The following is a 21,726-nucleotide window of genomic DNA, read 5'->3' as shown; positions in this document are numbered from 1 at the left end:
CTTGGGGGACGACCGGTCGGGGACCGTCCTGTCCCGGGGCCACGCCGCGACGATCGTGAGGCCGGGGGCGTAGTCACGAGGGACGCGCACGGACGGTCACGGACGCGTCGCACCGTGATAAACCGGGGTCTGAGCAGCGGTCCTTGAAGGGCCGGCAGACCTGGAAGGACCGGAGGAACCGTGCCCCGCACCCTCGCCACCACCCCGATCATGATTCTCAACGGGCCCAATCTGAACCTTCTCGGGCAGCGGCAGCCGGAGATCTACGGTTCCGACACGCTCGCCGACGTCGAGGCCCTGTGCGCCAAGGCGGCGGCCGTGCACGGCGGCACGGTGGACTTCCGCCAGTCCAACCACGAGGGCGAACTGGTCGACTGGATCCACGAGGCACGGCAGAACCACGCCGGGATCGTGATCAACCCGGCCGCCTACTCGCACACTTCTGTCGCGATCCTGGACGCGCTCAACACCTGTGACGGACTGCCGGTGGTGGAGGTCCACATCTCCAACATCCACCAGCGCGAGGAGTTCCGGCACCACTCGTACGTCTCCCTGCGAGCCGACGGGGTCATCGCCGGATGCGGCGTGCAGGGGTACGCGTTCGCGGTGGAGCGGGTCGCGGCGCTGGCGGGAACGGGGAAGACGGAGGCCTGACCGGCAGAGGCGCGGTTCAGAGCCGTCCCGCCTCCACGATCCGGCGCAGGAACCGCCGGGTGCGCTCCTCGCGCGGGTTCCCGAAGACCGCCTCGGCCGTGCCGCGTTCGAGGACCACACCACCGTCCAGGAAGCACACCTGGTCGGCCACCTCGCGGGCGAAGCCCATCTCATGGGTGGCCAGCACCATCGTCATGCCCTCGTCCTTCAGGTCCCGGACGACGGCCAGCACCTCGCCCACGAGCTCCGGGTCGAGGGCGGCGGTGATCTCGTCGAGCAGCAGCAGCCGGGGACGTACGGCCAACGCGCGGACGACCGCGGCCCGTTGCTGCTGGCCGCCGCTGAGTCGGTCGGGGTACTCGCCGGCCTTGGCGCCGAGGCCGAGCCGGTCCAGCAGTTCCCGGGCGTGCGCCTCAGCCTCGGCGCGGCTCGCGCCGTGCACACGACGCGGGGCGAGCGTGATGTTCTCCAGGACCGTCATGTGCGGAAAGAGGTTGTAGGCCTGGAAGACCACGCCGATACGGCGACGTACGGCGTCCTGGTCGGCCCGTGGGTGGGTGATCTCCTCGTCGTCGAGCCAGATCGCGCCGTCGTCGATCTCCTCCAGGAGGTTCGCGCAGCGCAGCAGGGTCGACTTGCCCGAGCCGGAGGCGCCGATCAGCGCGGTCACCGTGTGCGGGGCGACGTCCAGGTCGACGTCCCGCAGCACCACCGTCTCGCCGAAGGTCTTGCGGACGGACTCCATCCGCAGCACCGGAGCGCCGGTCATCGCCGGAGTGTCGTTCATATGGCCCCTCCCTGCGCCCGCCGACGGTCCATCCGGCCCGTGACCCAGTCCGTGAAGCGGGTCATCGGGATGGTCAGGGCGACGAAGACCAGTCCCGCGACGATGTACGGCGTGTAGTTGAGACTGCGGCCCACGATGATGTCCGCGGCGCGCACCGCGTCGACCGCGCCGCCGATCGACACGAGCCCGGTGTCCTTCTGGAGGGAGACCAGGTCGTTGAGGAGCGGCGGCACCTGGCGGCGTACGGCCTGGGGGAGGACGACGTACCGCAGGGCCTGCCGGTTGGTGAGACCGAGCGAGCGGGCCGCCGCGCGCTGTGAGGGGTGGATGGACTCGATGCCGGCCCGGAACACCTCGGCGACGTAGGCCGAGTACGTCAGGGTGAGCGCCGTACCGCCTAGCAGCACCGGGTCCACGGTGACGCCCTGCAATCGCAGCGCGGGGACGCCCAGGACCACGATCATCAGGTTGATGATCAGCGGGAGTCCGCGGAAGAAGTCCGTGTACGCGGCGGCGAGCGCGCGCACCGGGAAGAACACCGGGCCGCGCAGGGTGCGGGCGACGGCGATCAGCATGCCCAGGACGAGGACGGCGACACCGCAGACCAGGAGCAGCCGGACGTTGAGCCAGAGCCCTTCCAGGACCTTGGGGAACGCCTCGCGCGCGTACCGGCCGTTGAAGAACGTCTCCTGGGTGCGCTGCCAGCCGGGCGCGCTGACGACGACGAGATAGAGGGCGGCGCCTGTCACCAGGGTGGAGAGCGCGGCGATCGCCGTCGCCCGGCGGGCCCGGGCCCGCTTGTAGCGCTCCCGTTCGATGCGTCGTCGCGACGGAACGTACGTCCCGGCCAGGTCACCCTCGCCGGAGTCCTCTCCCGGGCTTTCTCCCGACTCCTCCTTCGTGACGGTCACTTGAGCACCGGAGCGTCGACGGCCTCGGACAGCCACTGCTTCTCGATCGAGGCGAGCGTGCCGTCCTCGCGCAGCGCGTCCACGGCCTTGGTCACGCACGGGGTGAGCGCGCTGCCCTTGTCGAGGACGAGTCCGAACTGCTCCGGCGTGCCACCGGTGTTCTCGAACTGCCCGACGATCTTCGCGTCCGTCACCTCGGCCGCGGTGATGTAGAAGGCGGTCGGCAGATCGACCACGATGGCGTCGACCTGACCGTTCTTCAGCGCGGACTTGGCCTGGTCGTTCTTGGCGTACGCGGCGGGCTGCCGGTCCGGCTTCACCACGTCGTCGATGTAGTTCAGGCTGGTGGTGCCGACCTGGGCGCCGAGTTTCACGCCCTTGAGGTCCGCGAGGCTCTTCGCCCCGGCCGCCTTGGAGCCCTTGAGCGCGATGACGGCCTGGCGGACGTCGTAGTAGCCGGACGAGAAGTCCACGGCCTTCTTGCGCTCGGCGCTGATCGACACCTGGTTGATGTCGAAGTCGAAGGTCTTCTCACCGGGCGCGAAGGCCTTGTTGAAGGGGACGGTCTGCCAGACGACCTTGGACCTGTCGTAGCCGAGCTGCTTCGCCACGGCGTACGCGACCGCCGACTCGAAGCCCTTGCCGTTGGCGGGCTTGTCGTCCTTGAACCACGGTTCGTACGCGGGTTCGTCGGTCGCGACCGTCAGTTCGCCGGACGACCGGGTGCCCAACGCGCCCTTCGCGCAGGTCCCCCCGGTCTTCCCGGTCTTTCCGGAAGCCTTGTCGGAGGCCTTGCCTTCCGGCTGCGGGGCACAGCCCACGGCGACGGCGAGCAGGGCGACGGTGGCGGTGGACGCGGCGCGGCGCAGAGCGCGTTGGGCGAGAGGCATGGCGGGAGAGTGGCAGTGCACCATGCCGTTTGTCGAGGTCACAGCGGTAATTGTCCGCATAGTGGGAACGTGTGTTGCAGTCCCGTGAACGCTCGGCGAGAAGCCCGGCCGATCGCTCCGGCGGGGGCTTCGCCGGGGCCGCCGGCCGAGCGTGGGGATCGAAGGCCGGCGGCCCGTTCCACCACAGGAGCCGTCATCCTGTGCGGGGCAGCTTCCAGTGGACTGCACCACTGCGCACGCCGGGAGCGCGCGCGGGGCGCCGACGCGTGCATCCGATTCACACGGGGCGCGCTCCCGGCTGCTTCACGCCCCGGCCGGGGTTCCGCCGGACGGCCCGCGATCACCGGCCGCGCGCGTGCCACTCCGGCAGGTGCGGGCGCTCGGCACCCAGAGTCGTGTCGTTGCCGTGCCCCGGGTAGACCCAGGTCTCGTCCGGCAGCGGGCCGAAGATCTTCGTCTCCACGTCGTGGATGAGGCTGGCGAACGCCTCCGGGTCCTTGCGGGTGTTGCCCACACCACCCGGGAAGGCGATCACCTCGGAGAACACCGCCGACACCGGCCTCGGGGAACATCGGTACAGCGGTTAACGCTAAGCGGGTGATCTTGTTCAGGCCGGATTTCCGAGGCCGGTGACGCGGTTCTCGTACTCGCGCCGGGCTTTGCGCTGGGCAGGGACGGCAGGGACACCCTGGCCGCCATCGAGCGGTTGGCAGCGGGCGAGGAGCTGGCGGTGGACCGCTGGCACGGCCGTGATGCGCAGGGTGTAGCCCTGGCCGCGCCGTACGGTCACCCCTTCGCCGAGCGCGGCCCGCTCGGCGGGCTCCAGGTCAGCGGTGCGGAGGAAGTCCGCGACCTTGCCCGGCATGTCGAGGGTGACCGGCAGCTCCAAGGCGCGGGTGCCCTCTTGCGCGATGCCGTTGTGGTCGGGCATGAGGTCGGCGACCGCCGTGCGAATCGCGCCGCGGCTGACGCCGTGGTCGCGGGCGAGGGCAGCAATCGAGCGGCCCTCCAGGTATGCGGTGCGGACGGTGTCGGTCTTGTCGGTCGCCACGGCGGGCCGACGGCCGCCCTTGCTGCCCTTGGCCTCGGCGGCGCGTAGTCCGTCGTAGGTCAGCTCGCGCTGGAGGTCTCGCTGGAGTTCGCCGGCGGCGGCGAGGGTCTGCACCATGAACTTCACGGTGGACAGCAGCTCCCCGGTGCGCGGGTGACGGGCGGTGAGGTCCATCGCGGAGAACGCGCCGTCGTGGATGCGCAGCGCCACCTGGTCGCAGTGGAGGACGTCGAGCACGTCGAGGATGTGCCCGGTGCCGCGGACGAGGCGGAACATCTCGGAGATGTGCACGGTGTCGCCCGGCCGCGAATACGTCAGCAGCTCGCGGAACTTCGGCCGCTGGAGGGGGTGCAGGCGGCTGGAGGTGCCCGGGTCCTCCTCGAAGACGACCGGGTCCTCGATCCCGGCCTCGTCCAGGACGAGGTTCTGCCGGGCGGTGGACTGCTGGTCGGTCGAGACCCGCTTGTAGACCAGGTTCGCCACCGAGGGGCCCCTTCCGTACGGAGGATCGGACCCTACCTGTCGTCAAACCCTGTCGGCAATCACCATCGGATCCGATTGGATTCGGGCCGCCGTGAACCCCCGGATTGCACGGGTTCATTGGACGCGCCGCCTGCCTGTCGTCAAACGATCGTTTGCCGACAGGCGCAAGCTGGACGGCGATCAGCCTGGGGAGATTGACCTGTGCCAGTGAACGTTGATCGATTGCCACTGAAGGATGATCGATGGCTGTCTGTGTCAGTGAAGGACGACGGGTGCGGCTCTTCTGCAGTGAGCTGGTGATGCTGTGCGCCGTTGCCGTTCGTGCTCGGACGGCGGATCGTCGTGTCTCAGGACGTGGTGGGAGGCGGCGATGGTGTCGTGGCTGGAGGAGCTCGATCGGCGGGAGACTGCCGCACGGAAGGAGATCACCGAACTACGGTCACAGAGGGCGGCCCCCTCCGAACGCCCGCCCCACTTGCACCGTGTCCTACGTGGTGAGGCGGATGAGTCGGTTGTGGCAGCACAGTGCGGCGGCGAGTCCGAGGAGGTCAGGTAGCTGTGGTGGTTTCGCTCATGGCGGGGGCTGAGTCGGCGTGGGGCCCCATCGCTGACCGGCACTTCCGTCCCGGTCAGCGATCTCCGGCTACTGGTGCCGGACTCCGAAACGGCGCGGTCCCGCGATGGCGTAGGTGGTCGTGCCGACGAGTGCGAGGCTCAGGGCAGTCCAGGTGCCGGCAGGTGTGCCGGGTGGCAGGAGCAGCCAGGTGGCCGCCTCCGTGGCGACGCTGGTCGGGGGCGGGGCGAAAATCGAGAACGCGAGCCAGGCGAACGGTAGGGACCACGCGTAGTGACCGCCCAGGAGGGTCGCGCCCAGCGCAGCCAGTCCCATCAGGCCCGCGCAGTCTCGGGCTATGAGGCCGGTAGGGGCCATGTCCTCGCCGATCGTCTGCGCTGCCGCCAATACCGCGCCGATAAGCACTCCGGCCAAAAGCACATGCGCCGCTCTTCGGGGGATCCACGGGATCGCGGCCGTCCGGTCCAGTGCGAGGTCCTGCCCGCTCAGCCCGATCGAGGCTGCCATCGTCCCCGTACCGATGACGAGCACAGGCAGTCGCGGATCACCTGGCCCCGCGCTCCCGTCCCAGGCGAGTGCGCAGACAAGCACTGTGCTGGTCATCAGGGTGGCGAGGGACACGGGTATCTGCCGCGAGCGTGCGTACAGGGTCAGCCATCTCATCATGCCGGTCCGCCGTCCAGCACGGCGAGCGGATCGCCCTTGCATGCGACCGCGCCGAGGTACATCGCCCTGACCCGCGTGCGCTGTTCGGCCGACGGGAGATCCTTGAATTCACTCCACACCCTACGAACCTTGCCGAGTTGGTCCTTCGACAGATAGGCGATGTCGCTGCTGGACGGTTCGGGGTCGTTGAAGAGCCAGCCCACGGCGATACTCTGCGCGGAGATGTCGCTGACGTTCACCGATGCCCAGGCGCGTGGAGAACAATTCGGCACCAGACTGTCGCCGACCAGGGCCTTGGAGAGCTCTTCTCCCTCCGCGGTGAGCAGGGTGTCGTCGCTGGCGAAGTCGAAGAGCGCGATCCTGCGGGACCACCGCGGTGTAGAGCCGTCCGGCCATGCGTCGGTGTCCTCCCGGACCGACACCGGCGCGTAATCCCCCAGGGCACCGCGCATCCTGCGCAACGCGTCCTTGCCAGGGCCTGCCAGGGCGTCGAGTCGGGCCTGGTGAGTCCTCGTCACACATATGGGGCCGTCACACACCAGGTGCGCGGCGGCCTTGTCGACGACGTACATCCGATGTGGGTCGGAGGGGAAGACGCACAGGGCGATCGCCGCGCCCACCAGGATGGGCGTCAGCGCGATCAGCCGGTTGCGAAGCCTCTTGGTGACCAGCAGTGCGAATCCGGTCGCGGTCATGCCCAGCAGCCAGATCATCTGCCCGACGTGCACCGACGTGGAGAGCGTGAGGAGCACATCGCGTGCTTCCTGGGCCGGCGACAGCAGCGAGAGCCGGTTCGGCTCCTGCATGGTGAACCCCGTCGACGCGTCCACCTTCGTCAGCGAGATGTACACGAGCTGCATGCACGCCAGGGCGCTGACGGCCAGCGCGGGTGGAGTGAGCACGAACGGCAGGGTTCGCCCGACCCCCATGCCCAGCACGGCCCCCGCGGCGAGAGCGAGTGCCCCCACCAGCGAAATCGGCAGCCACCCGAGGTGCGTGTACTCGGTGCGGGCGACTACCTGCACCCCGCCCACCAGAACGAGCACCGCGAAAGCCGAGGCGAGCGTGATCGCCATCGCGCTCGACAGTGAGGCCGCACGGTGCGAGGCCGGCCTCGGTGTACTTGTCAGCAGCTCAGACACCTTGGAGCGGTGGTCACGCAGGCCCTGCAGCGCCCCGAGTCCCATGGCCAGCGGCCACAGGAAGTTCAACAGGAAGCGGGTCTGCAGGGCCAGTGACGTCCACTGCGCCGTCCATCCCGTGAGGGTTCCCTGCCCAGAGCCCGACAGCAGGAACGTCAGCGCCGTTGCCAGGCTCATGGCGCCGGCCCACGGTGCGACGGAGCGCTTCAGCTCGATGGACAGGACACGGAGACTCACCACGTACCCCCTGCCCGCTCGGGGGCGAGCAGCAGCGCCGAGTAGCCGCGCTCCAGCGGGCTGTCGCCAACATGCTCGGGACGGCCGGCCGCGGCCAGTTCGTCCGGGGTGCCCTGGAAGACCAGCCGGCCCTCGGCGAAGAGCACCACGTCGGTACAGGCGGCGCCGACGTCCTCCACCAGGTGGGTCGAGACGACCACGCAGGTGTCCGTGCCCAGTTCCTGCAACAGCGCGCGAAAGCGCAGTCGTTGGGCCGGGTCCAGGCCGACGGTCGGCTCGTCGAGGAGCAGGATCGCCGGGTCGTTGACGATGGCTTGGGCGATCCCGACGCGCCGCACCATGCCGCCCGACAGGGTCCTCATCCGGTCGTCGGCACGGTCCGCGAGGCCGACTCGCTCGACTGCTCGCTGTACCGCCGCGGGGATGTCCGCCTTGGGAACCTCCTTCAGCCACGCCATGTACTCGACGAACTCACGTACCGTGAACCGCCTGTAGTAGCCGAACTCCTGCGGCAGATAGCCGATCCGACGGCGTAGCGCACGATGCCGGCCCACCCCGCCCGCAGGCTCGCCGAGGAGTTCCAAGGTGCCCTCGGCGGGGCGCAGCACCGTGGCCAGCGCCCGGATGAGGGTGGTCTTGCCGGCCCCGTTGGGTCCGAGCAGGCCGTGCACGCCGGTGCCCAGCTTCAGGTCGAGCCCGTCGACGGCCATCCGTTTCCGACCGACCCGCACCTTCAGCCCCCTTGCCTGGATCTCCCAGGCGTAGGGCGTCGGTGCGAGGTCGGCCGCGTTCACCTCGGACATCAAGAGGTGTTCCTTCCTATGGGTCATCGATGGGCCCCCAACTCGGCGTACGCGCCCCTGCGGGCGATCACGACACCAATGCCGAGGGTGAGGATCAGCGCCCACACGGGCAGGCCGGCCGTGTGCAGAGCAAGGGGGATCCCGTCGGTGGCCAGGGCCGGTGCCAGGACCACCGCGGCCCAAACCATGGCCAGCGCGACGGCGGCACGGCTCACGCCGACGACGCCGCCGAGTGCCAGGGTCGTCGAGGTGAACCCCAGGCAGGGAAGCAGCCACTGCGCGACCGTCACCCCTGTCGCCCATCCGCCCACCAGCAACACGGGGACGACGACCGTGAGCACGGACACGGTGCGCCGTAGCACCAGGGGAAGCCCGGCCCTGGGCACGGAGGCCGTCAGCTCGTATGCCGGGTCCAGACCGCGCGACCACGACGCCGCGACGCCGAGCACGGGAAGCACGGGGGCGAGCAGCAGCACCAGCGACACGTGGCCGGAGCCGTAACCCGCGCCGGTGCCGGCCAGATCGAGCAGCAGCGCGAGCAGCGTCACGCTCATGACCATGACCAGCCACGGCACCATCGTGGGCGTCAGCCAGCCGGACACCCGTGCCGACCAGCGCGGCCGGCGGGACATGCTGCCGGTGTCCAGCCGGGGTCCGAGGCCGGACCACACCGCCTCGACCAGCGCCGTCACGGCAGGCGCATGCGCCCGGGTCGCGGCCGACAGCCGGTCACGGCACTCCCGGCACACCTCCAGGTGGGCCTCCACGGCCCACACCTCGTCGGCGGCGATGCCCCGGTCACCGCGCGCGTAGTCGTCGATCAGCCGTGCCGACGCGTGCTCCATACTCATGCCAGCTCCCTCCGCATCTCGGTCCGGGCCCGGCGGGCACGGGTCTTGACCGTGCCCTCGGGCACGCCGAGCAGGACCGCGGTCTCCCGGACGGACAACCCGTCCAGCACCATGGCCTGCAGTACTTCTCTGAGTTCGGGCGCGAGGCGCCGCAGCGCGTCCCCGACGTCACCACCGACGGTCGCCGCGAGCGCCTCCTCCTCGGCGGCGGGCGCCACGCACTGCGCGGCGGCCGCCGGCGGCGGCTCCGCATGGTGGGCCCTGCGCCGGAACGCGTCGACGAGACGGCGTGCCGCGATCGTCCACAGCCAGCCCACGGCGCTTCCACCGACCGCGGCCCCGGCGAACGCGCCCGCCGCCCGCCACACCGCCAGATACGTCTCCTGCATGACCTCGGCGACGATCTGCTCGTCCGCGCAGCGCCGCCGCAGACGCACCGCGAGCCATGGCGCGGTGCGCCAGTACAGCTCATCGAACGCCGCGCGGTCGCCCCTGGCCACCAGTCGGACAAGGCGCTCCTCGTCCGACTCGCCCGGTGCCTTCCTGACTGATCTCACACCGGCTAGACGCCGGGGCCGGCCATCAGGTTTTCGACGTGATGTGATCCACGCCACTTCATGGGATCCCGGTAGCAACGGCCGCAGAAACAACGGATAACGCTGACCAGTAGGAATGTGGGCCGGGTGGCTGATCAGCCCTCCTGCGCGACTTGTTCGGCGGTGGCGCTCTCGCGGTGTTTGCGTAGTTCCCGGTACAGGGTGGAGCGGCTCACCGCGAGCTCGGCGGCGACCTGCTCGGGGATCGCGCCGTCCTTGATCCGTTGAGCGGCTCCGGCGCGGGTTGTCGCGTTGAGCTTTGCCGGGCGCCCGGTCGGCAGGCCGTGGGCCTGCTTGGCGGCGCGGGCGCCTGCGGCACGCTCCAGCATGTAGATCCGTTCCATCTGGGCGAACATCGCCAGCAGGGCGATGGCCATCTCGGTGCCGGGGCCGGGCTCGCCGGTGTCGACGGCGAGTTTGTCGCCGAGGGTACGCAAGTGGATGCCGCGCTGGGTGAGGTCGTGCACGAGGTTGAGAGTCTCGCGCATGTTGCGGCCGAGCCGGTCCAGGGTGAGCACGTTGATCCGGTCGCCGGGCCGGGCGAAGGCGACCAGCGCGGCCAGGCCCTCGCGGTCCATGTTCGCGCCGGTGCGTTTGTCGACGTAGATGTGCTCCTCGGCGACTCCGGCGGCGCGCATCGCGTCGATCAACAGATCACAGGCCAGCGGCCCAGTACCACCCCTGGGGACCAGTTGCCCGTCGAGTGCGTCTCCTGGTGGGACGCGACGCGGTTCTGCAACGCCCTGTCCCAGTGGGCCGGCCTCACGCCCGCGTACCACATCCGTGCCGAGGCTGAAGTCATCGAGTGGGACGCGTCCGCCGACGGGTATCGACTGCCGACCGAAGCCGAGTGGGAGCACGCCTGCCGGGCCGGGACGACCGGGCCGCACTACGGGGATCTCGACGAGATCGGCTGGTACCGCGGTAACTCGCCGAGCGCATCCACGAGGTGGGCGGCAAACGCCCCAACTCGTGGGGGCTTTACGACATGCTCGGCAACGTCTGGGACTGGTGCTGGGACGTCTACGACGCCGAGGTCTATGGCGCCCACCGGGTGCTCCGTGGCGGTGGTTGGTTAGATGAGCACTGGAGTTGCCGGGCCTCCGCGCGGCGCCGCAGCCACCCGACTTTCCAGGTCGACGACGTGGGATTCCGCGTCGCGCGTTCCGTCGTACGTTGATCCACGTCGTGCGCAGGCCGCCCCGCGCGGGGTCGATCTGCCGATAGCGTGATCCTCATGACGGCTGAAGACGAGGCGCTGGTCGGCGGGATGGTGAACGTGGGGGCGGTCTTCCGCCGGGGGGAGTTGGTGGAGCGACCGGCACCGCGCAACGCACGCGCCCTGCATGCCTATCTCCTTGCGCTGAAGGAGCACGGCTTCGACGCGGCGCCGGCCCCTGTCGGTCTCACAGCGGATGGCCGTGAGCAGCTGACCTTCATCCCTGGCGACGTGGCTCTGCCGCCGTTCCCGGACTGGGCGATGAGGAGTTCTGCCCTCGAATCGGTGGGGAGCCTGCTGCGGCGTCTGCATGAGACCAGCGCGGCCGTCGCGGTCGACACCCGTGCCGAGTGGCCGCGGGACCTGGCCGACCCGGAGGGGGGAACGATGCTGTGCCACAACGATGTGTGCCCGGAGAACGTCGTCTTCCGCGACGGTCGTGCCGCGGCCCTGATCGATTTCGACTTGGCGGCCCCGGGCCGTGCCCTCTGGGACATCGCCATGACCGCCCGTTATTGGGTGCCCATGCTTGATCCCGAGCCCGCGGCTGCTCTCCATCCCCCCGGGCTAGAGACGGCCGCACGGCTGCGGATTCTTGCCGACGGCTACGGCCTCTCGGCGGAGGGCCGCGCCGAGTTGCCTGGCGTCATCGAGCAGGCCACGGAGGTCTGCCGGGCCTTCGTCGCCCACCGCGTAGCCAGCGGAGACCCTACCTATCTCCAGGCGTTGGCCGAGCGTGGTGGATGGGAGCGCTGGGACCGCGTGCAGACCTGGCTGGTGGACCACCGCAAGACGTTCACAGCTGCCCTGCTGAACTGACCGGACCGGCCCGTTCGAGGACAAACTCAACGGGTGTTTCTTGGTGCCGCGTGCGGCAACGCTGGGAGCACATCCGGCGCTGTGGCTTCGCCGCCCCGGCTGCGGGCCGAGATCGAGGGCACCGCGTAACCCTTGAGCAGCACCCTCCTGCTCACTCCTCGCCCTCTTCGTCCTCATCCAGTTCGTGCGCATCCGGGTCGCTCAGCGGACGCAGGGCACCGGCGGCCGGGACGCTGCCGGCGAAGCTGTAGCGGCCGAGCAGGTTCAGGTTGCGGTGCTTGAGCGGGGAAAGTCGGGCGATGTCCTCTTCCCGGATGTCGTGGCCCTCGGCTTGGAGCTGGGCGACGGCGGCGTCGATGTACTTCGTCGTCCAGAGCACGATGGCGTTGAGGACCAAGCCGAGCGCGCCGAGCTGGTCCTCCATCCCGTCCCGGTACGCCTGGTGGATGGTGCCGCGCTTGCCGTGGCACACGTCCCGGGCCAGCTTACTTCCAGCGGGTCGATGGCTGGGAGGACAACGCCACGGCCGGGTTGACCTGACCTCCCTCCCCCGACGACACCGCGACCGGCGGGGCCCTGCGGACGATTCCGCCGGGCCCCGTCGGTCTATCCGGCCGTACGGTCAGCCGCGGTCCTCGTACGAGTCGACGAGATCTTGGTACTCGCTCCGCTGGATCCTCCAGCCGGGGATTTCATGGGCCGGTGGCATGTAGTAGCAGGTGTCACAGCAGGTCTTGACCCACGGCATCCCTCCCCAGTCCAGACCGACCCAGACGACACGCTTGCGGCCCGGGGACGGGCAGGTCTGGCAGGTGACCGATGCTTGCCGGATGGCCCGGAAGATCACCGCATGGACCTCGGGAGCCGCGTCGTAAGGCACGGACTTCCAGCACAGGTCACCGAACTTCTCTTGCCAGTACGGCACGGGGTGGCCGGGCCAGACCTCGCGCAGCTCGCGCTCCGCCTGCCTGCTGATGGGCGCCCATCCCTCGCCAGCCGCGCTGAAGATGGCGTGCGCGACGGCGGGCCGTGGGACGGCGGGACGGGTCTCGGCGCGGAGGGCGGTCGTGTAGTTCTCGCCCGTCGTGGCCTGGCGCTGGCGGGCCCGCTGCGCGGCTGTCGACGGGTTCTTCTTCGGCATCTCTGACGCTCGCTCCTGGCGGTCCCCACGCTCCCGCCGGACGAGGAATGCCGGAGGGGTGCGGGCTCCCGCAGGAACCTTGGCCGGTCGATCACCTGCGGCGTGGGCGCGGGGTGGCGGCGGGCGGCGTACGCATCTAACCGGGCGAGAGCCTACCGCGACGGAGAAGTGGCGCGAGACGACTTCTCGGGGTCCTCTGCATGTTCCTGGCGGGTAGCTTCCTCGATCGAAGACCCCTGACCATGGTCGTTTTCAGCGCCGCCGTACCGCCGTTCCCCAAGATTGAGGTCGCGGGTCGGGTTCCGGAGGCGGCCGGTTCGCCGTGCCTCGCGGTGCACCCTTTGCTGCAGATCTATGACGCCGATGGGTTCTCAGACTGCAACATTCCGGTCTGAGAACCGACATTGAGGCGGTGCTGCTGCGCGTTGACCTGCCTTTTCGGCGGGTCAGGGTCCTGCATGGTGGTGTTGGTGGTCTGGATCTACCAGTGCCTCCGGCACCGGTGACGAGGGGGTGCGGGAGCCGCGCTCGCAGTTCGTCCGGACCACGGGGCTGGAGGCATTCTCTTCTCGGGGGCACCGTCGGGGTGCCGGTGGAGGGGAGCGAGGCCATGGTCGAGCGTGTGATGACCCGGGAAGAGTCGATCGAGTACCTGTTGCGGCGTTCCCGACGCAAGGACGAAGTGTTCCCGATACGCCGGGAGTTCGTCCAGAAGAGCCACATCAATAGTCCGCCCGGAGATCCGAGCACTGGGCCGGGGCCCCTGTCCAAGTTGTTGCGGACCCCCCACGCCCTGGAGCTGCTGCTGCTCGTCTACGCCGTCACCACCGGCAGAGACTTCGGCGTCACCGAGCGCTCGCAGCTCTGGGCGCGGGCGGCCGGCATCTACATGCGTCCCGACAAGGGGGCGAGCGTGGCCGTCTCCCGGCAGTGGGAGCACCTGGAGAAGCTGGGCCTGATCGAGCGGAGGCAGCACGGCCGCCTCAAGCGCATCGTCAAGCGCCACGAGATCGGACGGGTCGAGAACATGACGGTGGACTACACCGTCCCCACCGGCACCAAGAGCGATGTCTACTTCCGGGTCCCCTTCGCCTACTGGCGCGAGAACTGGCACGTGAAGCTGAACATGCCCGGCAAGGCCGTCCTGCTGGCCGCGATGAGCAGACGGAAGGAAACCTTCACCCTCCCGCAGGACACCCGCGGTGCCCAGGCCCTGGGCCTGGGTCGCCACACGATGGCGCGGGGCATCGAGGAGCTGCTGCACCACAAGCTGCTGGTGAAGATGGGGCCCGACGAGGTGATGGACGCGCGCGCCATGCGCGGCTGGGAATGGCTGCACACCTACCAGCTGGCCGAACCGTTCAACATCAACCTGAGCAAGGCCGAGGTCGAACGACTGGAGGCCGAGGAGCGCGGCCCGCTCGCGCCGCAGGACGGCGCCGACATCCAGGCCGGACAGCCGGGATGACCGCCGCCGACCACCTGCGTCCGCGAAGCCGAGGACCACCGGACACGTCCGCCGCCCCGACCACAACGACGATCGAGAAAGGAGGGATGAGGAGCAATGAGGAAGACAGCCCGCCGGCGCGAGCGGCAGCAGCCGAGGGCCAAGTACGGCCGGTTCGTGCGCTGGTCGATGACCGCACGCGGCAGATTCGCGTGGCACGCGCTGGACACCGTGCTGCTGGCCGCGCCGGTCCTGCTCAGTCTGTGGGCCGGCCCTCGATGAGGGACCGGCCCCTGGCTACCCGATCTGGGGATCCGTGCTCGCTTTCGCAGGGCAAAGACACGGGCCTCCCGTCATGAAGGCAGCCTGCGGTGAGGGTCTATCCGGCCCTCACCGTTCGGCCAGCGTAACCCCGGCCATTCGGCGTGCGGCAGTGGCCGCGGGCGTTGGACCTCACCGGGGTGGCGGCACCGCGCGGATGCGGCCGGTTACCAGCCTCGTGCGCGCCACTCCGCGAGGTGGGGCCGCTCCGTGCCGAGGGTGGTGTCGTTGCCGTGGCCGGGGTAGATCCACGTCTCGTCGGGCAGGACGTCGAACAGCTTGGTCTCCAGGCCGTCCATCAGGGAGTTGAACTCCTCCGGACGTGTTGTCCGCCCAGGACCGCCGGGGAACAGGCAGTCCCCCGTGAAGACATGGGGGTGCCCGTGCGGGTCGTCGTAGACGAGGGCGATCGAGCCCGGCGTGTGTCCCACCAGGTGACGTGCGGTGAGCTCCACACGGCCCACCCGGATCGTGTCGCCGTCGTCCACGAGGACCTCGGTGGGCACCGGGATCCCCTCCGCGTCGTCCCGGCCCGCGTAGGTACGGGCGCCGGTGGCCGCCACGACCTCGTCGAGCGCCTGCCAGTGGTCACCGTGCCGGTGGGTGGTGACGACGGACGCGATGCCGTCGTCACCGATCAGCGTGAGCAGCGCCGAGGCGTCGTTGGCGGCGTCGATCAGCAGCTGCTCGTCGGTGGCCCGGCAGCGCAGCAGATAAGCGTTGTTGTCCATCGGGCCGACCGCGACCTTGGAGATCATCAGGTTCTGCAGCTCGTGCACTTCGGCGGGTCCGCCGACCTTCACCGCTCCGCTGTACGTCATGGCGGCCAGCCTATAGCGGGGGAGCGGGCCCGAGGTCCGTCCTGGCCTACAGGGCCGGGAGCGTCGGCAGTGTTCCGCCCTCGACCCGCAGCGCGGACCCGTCACGGCGGCCGGAGAGCCAGCCGAGCAGGTCGGTGGCCGGACCGCGGAGGGCGACCGGGCCGCCTCCGGCGCCGCCGCCGGTCGTCCAGACCTGCCCCTCGTCGGTGGCCAGCCCGGTCGACGGCACGTCCTTGTGGCCGCCGAACCGCTCCGCGAGGAAGTCGATCTCCCGCGTGACGAACTCCGCGGGCAGATCCTCCAGCTCGTACCCGATCCCGAGGTCGACATGGTGCAGCGCGACCTCGACCCATCGCCGGAACGGCACCCGGGCGGCGATGTCGGTGACCCCGTTGCGCAGTTCCACCGTGCGCGACCAGTCCGCCGGTGCGGCCCCGGTCTCCTGGAAACGGGCCGCGCTCTCGCGGAGGTCCGCGATCTGTACGTCCAGGGGGCGCGGGGCGTCCCGTTCGATGTCGGCGTCCCGGGCGTCCCCGGAGACGTACATGGGGCGGCCGTCGAGGACGTTCACCAGTGCGTCCGCGTTGCGGGCGAGGTGGGCGAGCACATGACCACGGCTCCAGCCCGGCAGCCGTGACGGCTCGGCCGCGGAGGCGTTGTCCAGTTCGGTGGCTGCGCTGAGCAGCCGTTCGGTCGCGTCACGTACAGACGCCAGGTCGCGCACATGATCCATCATGAGGCCGACCCTAGCCCCGCCACACGTTCGGGTGAAGGTGGTCGGCCGCCCCCGTAAATCGAATGCGCGTGCTATAAGCTCGGGCGCGGCGTCGGGCATGCTTGAGAGTCCGGGATTGTTGTGAACCGGAGAAAGCAACCAGCGCTGTCAGTGGCTCCCCCTAGTCTGAAAACGACGGGGGCCCCGCCCCTGTCACTTCTCTCAAGAAAGGTGCGGACCGGCGTGGCCGACCGTCTCATCGTCCGTGGAGCGCGCGAGCACAATCTGAAGAATGTCTCGCTCGACCTCCCGCGCGACTCGCTCATCGTCTTCACGGGCCTGTCGGGGTCGGGCAAGTCCTCGCTGGCCTTCGACACGATCTTCGCCGAGGGTCAGCGGCGCTACGTCGAGTCGCTCTCGTCGTACGCCCGGCAGTTCCTCGGCCAGATGGACAAGCCGGACGTCGACTTCATCGAGGGCCTCTCGCCGGCGGTCTCCATCGACCAGAAGTCGACCTCGCGCAACCCGCGCTCGACGGTCGGCACCATCACCGAGGTCTACGACTACCTGCGCCTGCTCTTCGCGCGCATCGGCAAGCCGCACTGCCCCGAGTGCGGCCGTCCCATCACACGGCAGTCGCCGCAGGCCATCGTCGACAGGGTCCTGGAGCTCCCCGAGGGGAGCCGCTTCCAGGTGCTCTCGCCGCTGGTGCGCGAGCGCAAGGGCGAGTTCGTCGACCTCTTCGCCGACCTCCAGACCAAGGGGTACAGCAGGGCGAGGGTCGACGGTGAGACGATCCAGCTCACCGAGCCGCCCACGCTGAAGAAGCAGGAGAAGCACACCATCGAGGTGGTCATCGACCGCCTCACGGTCAAGGACACCGCCAAGCGCCGCCTCACCGACTCCGTGGAGACCGCCCTCGGCCTCTCCGGCGGCATGGTCGTGCTCGACTTCGTCGACCTCCCGCAGGACGACCCCGAGCGCGAGCGCATGTACTCGGAGCACCTGTACTGCCCCTACGACGACCTCTCCTTCGAGGAGCTGGAGCCCCGCTCCTTCTCCTTCAACTCGCCCTTCGGCGCCTGCCCCGAGTGCACCGGCATCGGCACGCGCATGGAGGTCGACCCCGAGCTGATCATCCCCGACGAGGACAAGTCGCTCGACGAGGGAGCCATCCACCCCTGGTCGCACGGGCACACCAAGGACTACTTCGGGCGGCTCGTAGGAGCCCTCGCGGAGGCGTTGGGATTCCGGACCGACATCCCCTTCGCCGGTCTCCCGCAGCGCGCCAGGAAGGCCCTGCTGTACGGCCACAAGACGCAGATCGAAGTGCGGTACCGCAACCGGTACGGGCGCGAGCGCGTCTACACCACGCCCTTCGAAGGAGCCGTCCCCTTCGTCAAGCGGCGGCACAGCGAGGCCGAGAGCGACGCCAGCCGGGAGCGCTTCGAGGGGTACATGCGCGAGGTGCCCTGTCCCACCTGCGAGGGCACGCGCCTCAAGCCCCTCATCCTCGCGGTCACCGTCATGGGGAAGTCGATCGCCGAGGTCTCCGCGATGTCGATCAGCGACTGCGCGGACTTCCTGGGCGAGCTGAGACTGGACGCCCGCGACAAGAAGATCGCCGAGCGGGTTCTGAAGGAGGTCAACGAACGGCTGCGCTTCCTGGTCGACGTGGGCCTCGACTACCTCTCGCTCAACCGCGCGGCCGGCACCCTCTCCGGCGGCGAGGCCCAGCGCATCCGCCTGGCCACCCAGATCGGCTCCGGACTCGTCGGCGTCCTGTACGTCCTCGACGAGCCCTCCATCGGCCTGCACCAGCGCGACAACCACCGCCTGATCGAGACCCTCGTCCGACTGCGCGACATGGGCAACACGCTCATCGTCGTCGAGCACGACGAGGACACCATCAAGGTCGCCGACTGGGTCGTCGACATCGGCCCCGGCGCGGGCGAGCACGGCGGCAAGGTCGTGCACAGCGGCCCCTTGAAGGAGCTGCTCGCCAACACCGAGTCGATGACCGGCCAGTACCTGTCGGGCAAGAGGCAGATCCCGCTCCCCGACATCCGCCGCCCCGCCGACCCGGGCCGCAGGCTCACGGTGCACGGCGCCCGGGAGAACAACCTGCAGGACATCGACGTGTCCTTCCCCCTGGGCGTGCTCACGGCCGTCACGGGTGTCTCGGGTTCCGGCAAGTCCACGCTGGTGAACGACATCCTGTACACGCATCTGGCGCGCGAGCTCAACGGCGCCCGGAGCGTTCCCGGGCGGCACACCCGCGTGGAGGGCGACGACCTCGTCGACAAGGTCGTGCACGTCGACCAGTCGCCGATCGGCCGCACCCCCCGCTCGAACCCGGCGACCTACACCGGGGTCTTCGACCACGTCCGCAGGCTGTTCGCCGAGACGACCGAGGCGAAGGTGCGGGGCTATCTGCCCGGCCGCTTCTCCTTCAACGTCAAGGGCGGCCGCTGCGAGAACTGCTCGGGCGACGGCACGATCAAGATCGAGATGAACTTCCTGCCGGACGTGTACGTCCCCTGCGAGGTCTGCCACGGGGCGCGGTACAACCGGGAGACCCTGGAGGTCCACTACAAGGGCAAGTCCATCTCCGAGGTCCTGGACATGCCGATCGAGGAGGCCCTCGACTTCTTCGAGGCCGTCCCCGCCATCAACCGCCACCTCAGGACGCTCAACGACGTCGGTCTCGGCTACGTCCGGCTCGGCCAGTCCGCGCCGACGCTGTCCGGCGGCGAGGCCCAGCGCGTCAAGCTGGCGAGCGAGCTGCAGAAGCGTTCCACGGGACGCACGGTGTACGTGCTGGACGAGCCGACCACCGGTCTGCACTTCGAGGACATCAGCAAGCTCATCACGGTGCTGTCCGGCCTGGTCGACAAGGGCAACACCGTCATCGTGATCGAGCACAACCTCGATGTCATCAAGACCGCCGACTGGGTCGTCGACATGGGCCCCGAAGGGGGCAACGGCGGCGGTCTCGTCGTCGCCGAGGGTACCCCCGAGGAGGTCGCCGGGGTTCCGACCAGCCACACGGGCAAGTTCCTCCGCGAGATCCTGGGCGCCGACCGGATCAGTGACGGCTCCGCCGTGAAGGCCCCGCGCAAGGCGGCGGCCAAGAAGGCGGTGGCGGCCAAGACGGCGACCAGGAAGACGACCACGAAGGCCGTCAACAACACGGCCACGAAGAAGGCGGCCGCGGCCACGAAGAACACGGCCACGAAGAACACGGCGGCCAAGAAGGCGACACCCGCGAAGAAGACCACGCGGGCGCGCAAGGCCTGACACGACGGCAGCAGGACGGCAGAAAACGGTGCCCCGCGGGAACTCCCCGCGGGGCCCGCGCATTCGGCGCCCGTCCGCTGCCCGTCCGCTGCCCGTCCGCTGCCCGTCCGCTGCCCGTCCGCTGCCCGTCCGGTTCCGAAAGGGGCCTGGAGAGTAAGGGACCTGGAGAGCTCAGGGGGCGTCGAGTTCGGCGGCGTACGGCGGTTCCGCGCCCGCGCGTGAGCAGGTGATCGCCGCCGCGCGGGCCGCGAAACGCAGCAGCCCGGTCCAGTCCTCGGCGTTCAGGTCCGCCAGGGCGGCGGGAGAGAGCGCGTCCCGCGCGGCCAGGCCGTGCAGCAGCGCCGCGTTCACCGTGTCACCGGCGCCGATGGTGTCCACGACCTCGACCGGTTCACCAGGCACGGAGTGGACCGCGCCGGCCTCGGTGAACACCGTCAGACCGTCGCCGCCCCGGGTGATCACGACGGCCGCGGGACCGGACGCCAGCCACTCGCGCGGGGTACCGCCCAGCCACCGCGCGTCCTCCTCAGAGAGCTTCAGGAGCGCCACGGAAGGCAGCCAGCTCTTGAAGCGGGCGCGGTAGGCGTCCGCGTCAGGGATCAGCCCCGCCCGGACGTTCGGGTCGAGCGCGGTGAACACACCCCGTGCGGCAGCGGTCCGCAGCAGCTCTTCGTAGGCACTCGCGCCGGGTTCCAGGACCAGGGAGACGGTGCCGAAGGACACCGCCCGCACGGCGTCGGGAAGCCGGTCCGGTGCGGTGAACAGACGGTCCGCCGTGCCCTCGACGTAGAAGGAGTACGCGGCCGAACCGGCCGCGTCGACGGTGGCGACCGCCAGCGTCGTCGGCTCCGCGCCGCGCTGCACCGAGGACACGTCGACGCCCGCCTCGCGCAGTCCGCCCAGCAGTGCCTCGCCGAAGGCGTCGTTCGAGACACGGGAGCAGAAGACGGTGGGGGAGCCGAGGCGGCCCAGTGCCACCGCGGTGTTGTAGGGACCGCCCCCTCGCGCGGGCCGCAGGGGCACGAGCGCGCCCGCGCCCTGCGGCACCAGGTCGATCAGGGCCTCACCGGCGACGACGATCACGACAGGGATCCTTTCGCGTGGCTCTCGGGAATCTCGGGGCGGAGGGTCTCGGCACAGCCGCACGAGCTGCGGTGGACGAAGGCGCACGGGAGCCGGACCGTCCGGCCGGGCAGTTCCGGCGCGGCCAGCCGTTCCAGGAGCAGCCGCGCGGCCTGTTCTCCGATCTCCTTGCTGGGCTGGGAGATCACGGTCAGCCGGGGCGCGAACAGGTCCGCCCAGGCGAAGTCGTCGAAGCAGCACAGTGCCAGGTCGTCCGGTACGGACAGGCCGCGCTCGCGCAGGGCGCGCAGCGCGCCGATGGTCATCGCGTTGTTCGCGGTGACGAGAGCGGTGGGCGGCGCGCCGAGGGAGAGCAGGGCCCCGGTGGCACGCTCGGCCGCCTCCGTCACGGAGTCGCCGTGTGCCACGAGCCGTTCGTCGTACGGGAGCCCGGCCCCCGCGAGGCCGTGGCGGTAGCCGGAGATCCGCTCGGTGGTGGTGCTCAGGCCGGGCAGGCCGGCGACGAGTCCGATCCGCCGGTGGCCGCGCTCGGCGAGATGGGCGACCAGCCGCGCCATGGGGGCGGCGTTCTCGGTGCAGACCTGGTCGAAGGCGAAGGAGTGACCGGCCGGGACCTCGACCAGGCGGTCCAGGAAGACGGTCGGAACCTGGTGCCGGCCGAGGTAGCGCAGCAGCGCGTCGGGGTCCGCCGAGGGCGCGACGATCAGTCCGTCGACCCGCCGCTCGTGCAGCAGCTGGACGACCTTCCGCTCGTGCCGGGGGTCGTCGTGCGGGTCGGCGAGGAGCAGGCCGTAGCCCTGTTCCAGGGCGCCCGCCTCGACACCTTGGAGGATGTCCGTGAAGTACGGGTTGCTGATGGCCGACACCGCGAGGCCGATGGACCGGGTGCGCGAGGTGACCAGTGAGCGCGCCAGGGCGTTGGGGGTGTACCCGAGCGCGTCGATGGCGTCCAGGACGGCCTGACGTGTGTGGGGGAGCACCGGGCGCGTGTCGTTGAGGACGTGGGAGACGGTCGCCACGGACACTCCCGCGTGCGCCGCCACGTCGACCATCGTCGCCATCGCCCAGCCCTTCCCCGCCGTGGTCCTTCCCGGGCCGGAACCTATCGCACGCGGGGGTCGGCGTAAACGGTTGCGCAAACGTTTACGTCCCCGAGGGTGCCCGACCCCCGCCCCGCTCGGGAGCGCGCGGTCCGTACCGGTATCGTCGAGGCGC

At 70.0% G+C, this 21,726-nt stretch carries 20 protein-coding genes and 4 pseudogenes; 6 read left to right on the top strand and 18 right to left on the bottom strand.

From position 1 onward, the window contains the following. The first annotated feature begins 180 nt into the window (after positions 1-180). Positions 181-654, top strand: a complete 474-nt coding sequence (gene aroQ, locus OHB41_RS13960) for a type II 3-dehydroquinate dehydratase (protein ID WP_266698342.1) — start codon at positions 181-183, stop codon at positions 652-654. A gap of 16 nt (positions 655-670) precedes the next feature. Here aroQ and OHB41_RS13955 read toward each other — a convergent pair whose 3' ends face one another. The 12 genes and pseudogenes from OHB41_RS13955 to OHB41_RS13900 all read right to left on the bottom strand — a co-directional run bounded on the left by OHB41_RS13955 (position 671) and on the right by OHB41_RS13900 (position 10,283). Next, positions 671-1,423 carry an amino acid ABC transporter ATP-binding protein gene (locus OHB41_RS13955; RefSeq protein WP_526025042.1) on the bottom strand — a complete coding sequence of 251 codons (753 nt, stop codon included), beginning with the start codon at positions 1,421-1,423 and terminating at the stop codon, positions 671-673. A 14-nt stretch (positions 1,424-1,437) separates the two neighbouring features. Continuing rightward, on the bottom strand, positions 1,438-2,352 hold the full coding sequence (locus OHB41_RS13950) for an amino acid ABC transporter permease (RefSeq protein WP_266698341.1): 915 nt from the start codon (positions 2,350-2,352) through the stop codon (positions 1,438-1,440). Next, positions 2,349-3,242, bottom strand: coding sequence for an ABC transporter substrate-binding protein (locus OHB41_RS13945; RefSeq protein WP_266705855.1), 894 nt, complete (start codon positions 3,240-3,242; stop codon positions 2,349-2,351). Before OHB41_RS13945 ends, OHB41_RS13950 begins: the two co-directional genes overlap by 4 nt. Before the next feature lie 340 nt (positions 3,243-3,582). After that, a pseudogene (locus OHB41_RS13940) lies at positions 3,583-3,771 on the bottom strand (MBL fold metallo-hydrolase); the annotation flags it as partial. A gap of 78 nt (positions 3,772-3,849) precedes the next feature. After that, positions 3,850-4,776: a recombinase family protein gene (locus OHB41_RS13935; protein WP_266698340.1), complete on the bottom strand. Its 927-nt coding sequence runs from the start codon at positions 4,774-4,776 to the stop codon at positions 3,850-3,852. 487 nt (positions 4,777-5,263) lie between these two features. Further along, a pseudogene (locus tag OHB41_RS13930) lies at positions 5,264-5,370 on the bottom strand (IS5/IS1182 family transposase); the annotation flags it as partial. Between the two features lie 49 nt (positions 5,371-5,419). After that, positions 5,420-6,013, bottom strand: a complete 594-nt coding sequence (locus tag OHB41_RS13925) for a hypothetical protein (protein WP_266705853.1) — start codon at positions 6,011-6,013, stop codon at positions 5,420-5,422. After that, positions 6,013-7,395: a hypothetical protein gene (locus OHB41_RS13920; protein WP_266698339.1), complete on the bottom strand. Its 1,383-nt coding sequence runs from the start codon at positions 7,393-7,395 to the stop codon at positions 6,013-6,015. Before OHB41_RS13920 ends, OHB41_RS13925 begins: the two co-directional genes overlap by 1 nt. Beyond that, positions 7,392-8,225, bottom strand: coding sequence for an ABC transporter ATP-binding protein (locus OHB41_RS13915; RefSeq protein ID WP_266698338.1), 834 nt, complete (start codon positions 8,223-8,225; stop codon positions 7,392-7,394). The genes OHB41_RS13920 and OHB41_RS13915 overlap by 4 nt, the downstream gene beginning before the upstream one ends. After that, positions 8,222-9,049, bottom strand: a complete 828-nt coding sequence (locus OHB41_RS13910) for a zf-HC2 domain-containing protein (protein ID WP_266698337.1) — start codon at positions 9,047-9,049, stop codon at positions 8,222-8,224. The genes OHB41_RS13915 and OHB41_RS13910 overlap by 4 nt, the downstream gene beginning before the upstream one ends. Next, on the bottom strand, positions 9,046-9,606 hold the full coding sequence (locus OHB41_RS13905; RefSeq protein WP_266698336.1) for an RNA polymerase sigma factor: 561 nt from the start codon (positions 9,604-9,606) through the stop codon (positions 9,046-9,048). Before OHB41_RS13905 ends, OHB41_RS13910 begins: the two co-directional genes overlap by 4 nt. A gap of 134 nt (positions 9,607-9,740) precedes the next feature. Further along, a complete protein-coding gene (locus tag OHB41_RS13900; protein WP_266698335.1) occupies positions 9,741-10,283 on the bottom strand; it encodes a recombinase family protein in 543 nt (180 codons plus the stop codon). 12 nt (positions 10,284-10,295) lie between these two features. Here OHB41_RS13900 and OHB41_RS13895 point away from each other — a divergent pair. After that, positions 10,296-10,825 (top strand): annotated as a pseudogene (locus OHB41_RS13895) (formylglycine-generating enzyme family protein); the annotation flags it as partial. 57 nt (positions 10,826-10,882) lie between these two features. After that, entirely contained in the window at positions 10,883-11,683 is an 801-nt protein-coding gene (locus tag OHB41_RS13890) for an aminoglycoside phosphotransferase family protein (RefSeq protein WP_266698334.1), read from the top strand. 151 nt (positions 11,684-11,834) lie between these two features. On the opposite strand, the pseudogene OHB41_RS13885 reads toward OHB41_RS13890, so the two are convergent. Next, positions 11,835-12,167: pseudogene (locus OHB41_RS13885) on the bottom strand (Tn3 family transposase); the annotation flags it as partial. A gap of 138 nt (positions 12,168-12,305) precedes the next feature. Next, positions 12,306-12,824 (bottom strand): hypothetical protein, encoded by a 519-nt coding sequence (locus tag OHB41_RS13880; RefSeq protein ID WP_266698333.1) that lies wholly within the window; start codon positions 12,822-12,824, stop codon positions 12,306-12,308. 610 nt (positions 12,825-13,434) lie between these two features. Here OHB41_RS13880 and OHB41_RS13875 point away from each other — a divergent pair. Beyond that, complete coding sequence (locus OHB41_RS13875) at positions 13,435-14,292, top strand: hypothetical protein (RefSeq protein WP_266698332.1); 858 nt, start codon at positions 13,435-13,437, stop codon at positions 14,290-14,292. A gap of 96 nt (positions 14,293-14,388) precedes the next feature. Next, on the top strand, positions 14,389-14,553 hold the full coding sequence (locus tag OHB41_RS13870) for a hypothetical protein (protein WP_266698331.1): 165 nt from the start codon (positions 14,389-14,391) through the stop codon (positions 14,551-14,553). Between the two features lie 206 nt (positions 14,554-14,759). Here OHB41_RS13870 and OHB41_RS13865 read toward each other — a convergent pair whose 3' ends face one another. Together OHB41_RS13865 and OHB41_RS13860 are read right to left on the bottom strand one after the other, a co-directional pair. Continuing rightward, positions 14,760-15,413, bottom strand: a complete 654-nt coding sequence (locus tag OHB41_RS13865; protein WP_266698330.1) for an MBL fold metallo-hydrolase — start codon at positions 15,411-15,413, stop codon at positions 14,760-14,762. 46 nt (positions 15,414-15,459) lie between these two features. After that, positions 15,460-16,149: a maleylpyruvate isomerase family mycothiol-dependent enzyme gene (locus tag OHB41_RS13860; protein WP_266698329.1), complete on the bottom strand. Its 690-nt coding sequence runs from the start codon at positions 16,147-16,149 to the stop codon at positions 15,460-15,462. A gap of 222 nt (positions 16,150-16,371) precedes the next feature. Between OHB41_RS13860 and uvrA the strand changes: the two genes are divergently transcribed. Continuing rightward, positions 16,372-19,428, top strand: a complete 3,057-nt coding sequence (gene uvrA, locus OHB41_RS13855; protein WP_266698328.1) for an excinuclease ABC subunit UvrA — start codon at positions 16,372-16,374, stop codon at positions 19,426-19,428. A gap of 171 nt (positions 19,429-19,599) precedes the next feature. Here the strand turns inward: uvrA and OHB41_RS13850 are convergent, their stop codons facing one another. Both OHB41_RS13850 and OHB41_RS13845 read right to left on the bottom strand, forming a co-directional pair. Continuing rightward, the gene (locus OHB41_RS13850; protein ID WP_266698327.1) at positions 19,600-20,511 is read right to left on the bottom strand and encodes a carbohydrate kinase family protein; all 912 of its coding nucleotides are present in this window, start codon (positions 20,509-20,511) and stop codon (positions 19,600-19,602) included. After that, on the bottom strand, positions 20,508-21,572 hold the full coding sequence (locus tag OHB41_RS13845) for a LacI family DNA-binding transcriptional regulator (protein ID WP_266698326.1): 1,065 nt from the start codon (positions 21,570-21,572) through the stop codon (positions 20,508-20,510). The genes OHB41_RS13850 and OHB41_RS13845 overlap by 4 nt, the downstream gene beginning before the upstream one ends. Positions 21,573-21,726 lie beyond the last annotated feature (154 nt).

Source organism: Streptomyces sp. NBC_01571 (assembly GCF_026339875.1).
GTDB lineage: Bacteria > Actinomycetota > Actinomycetes > Streptomycetales > Streptomycetaceae > Streptomyces.
This window is presented reverse-complemented; position numbering and strand designations above follow the sequence as displayed.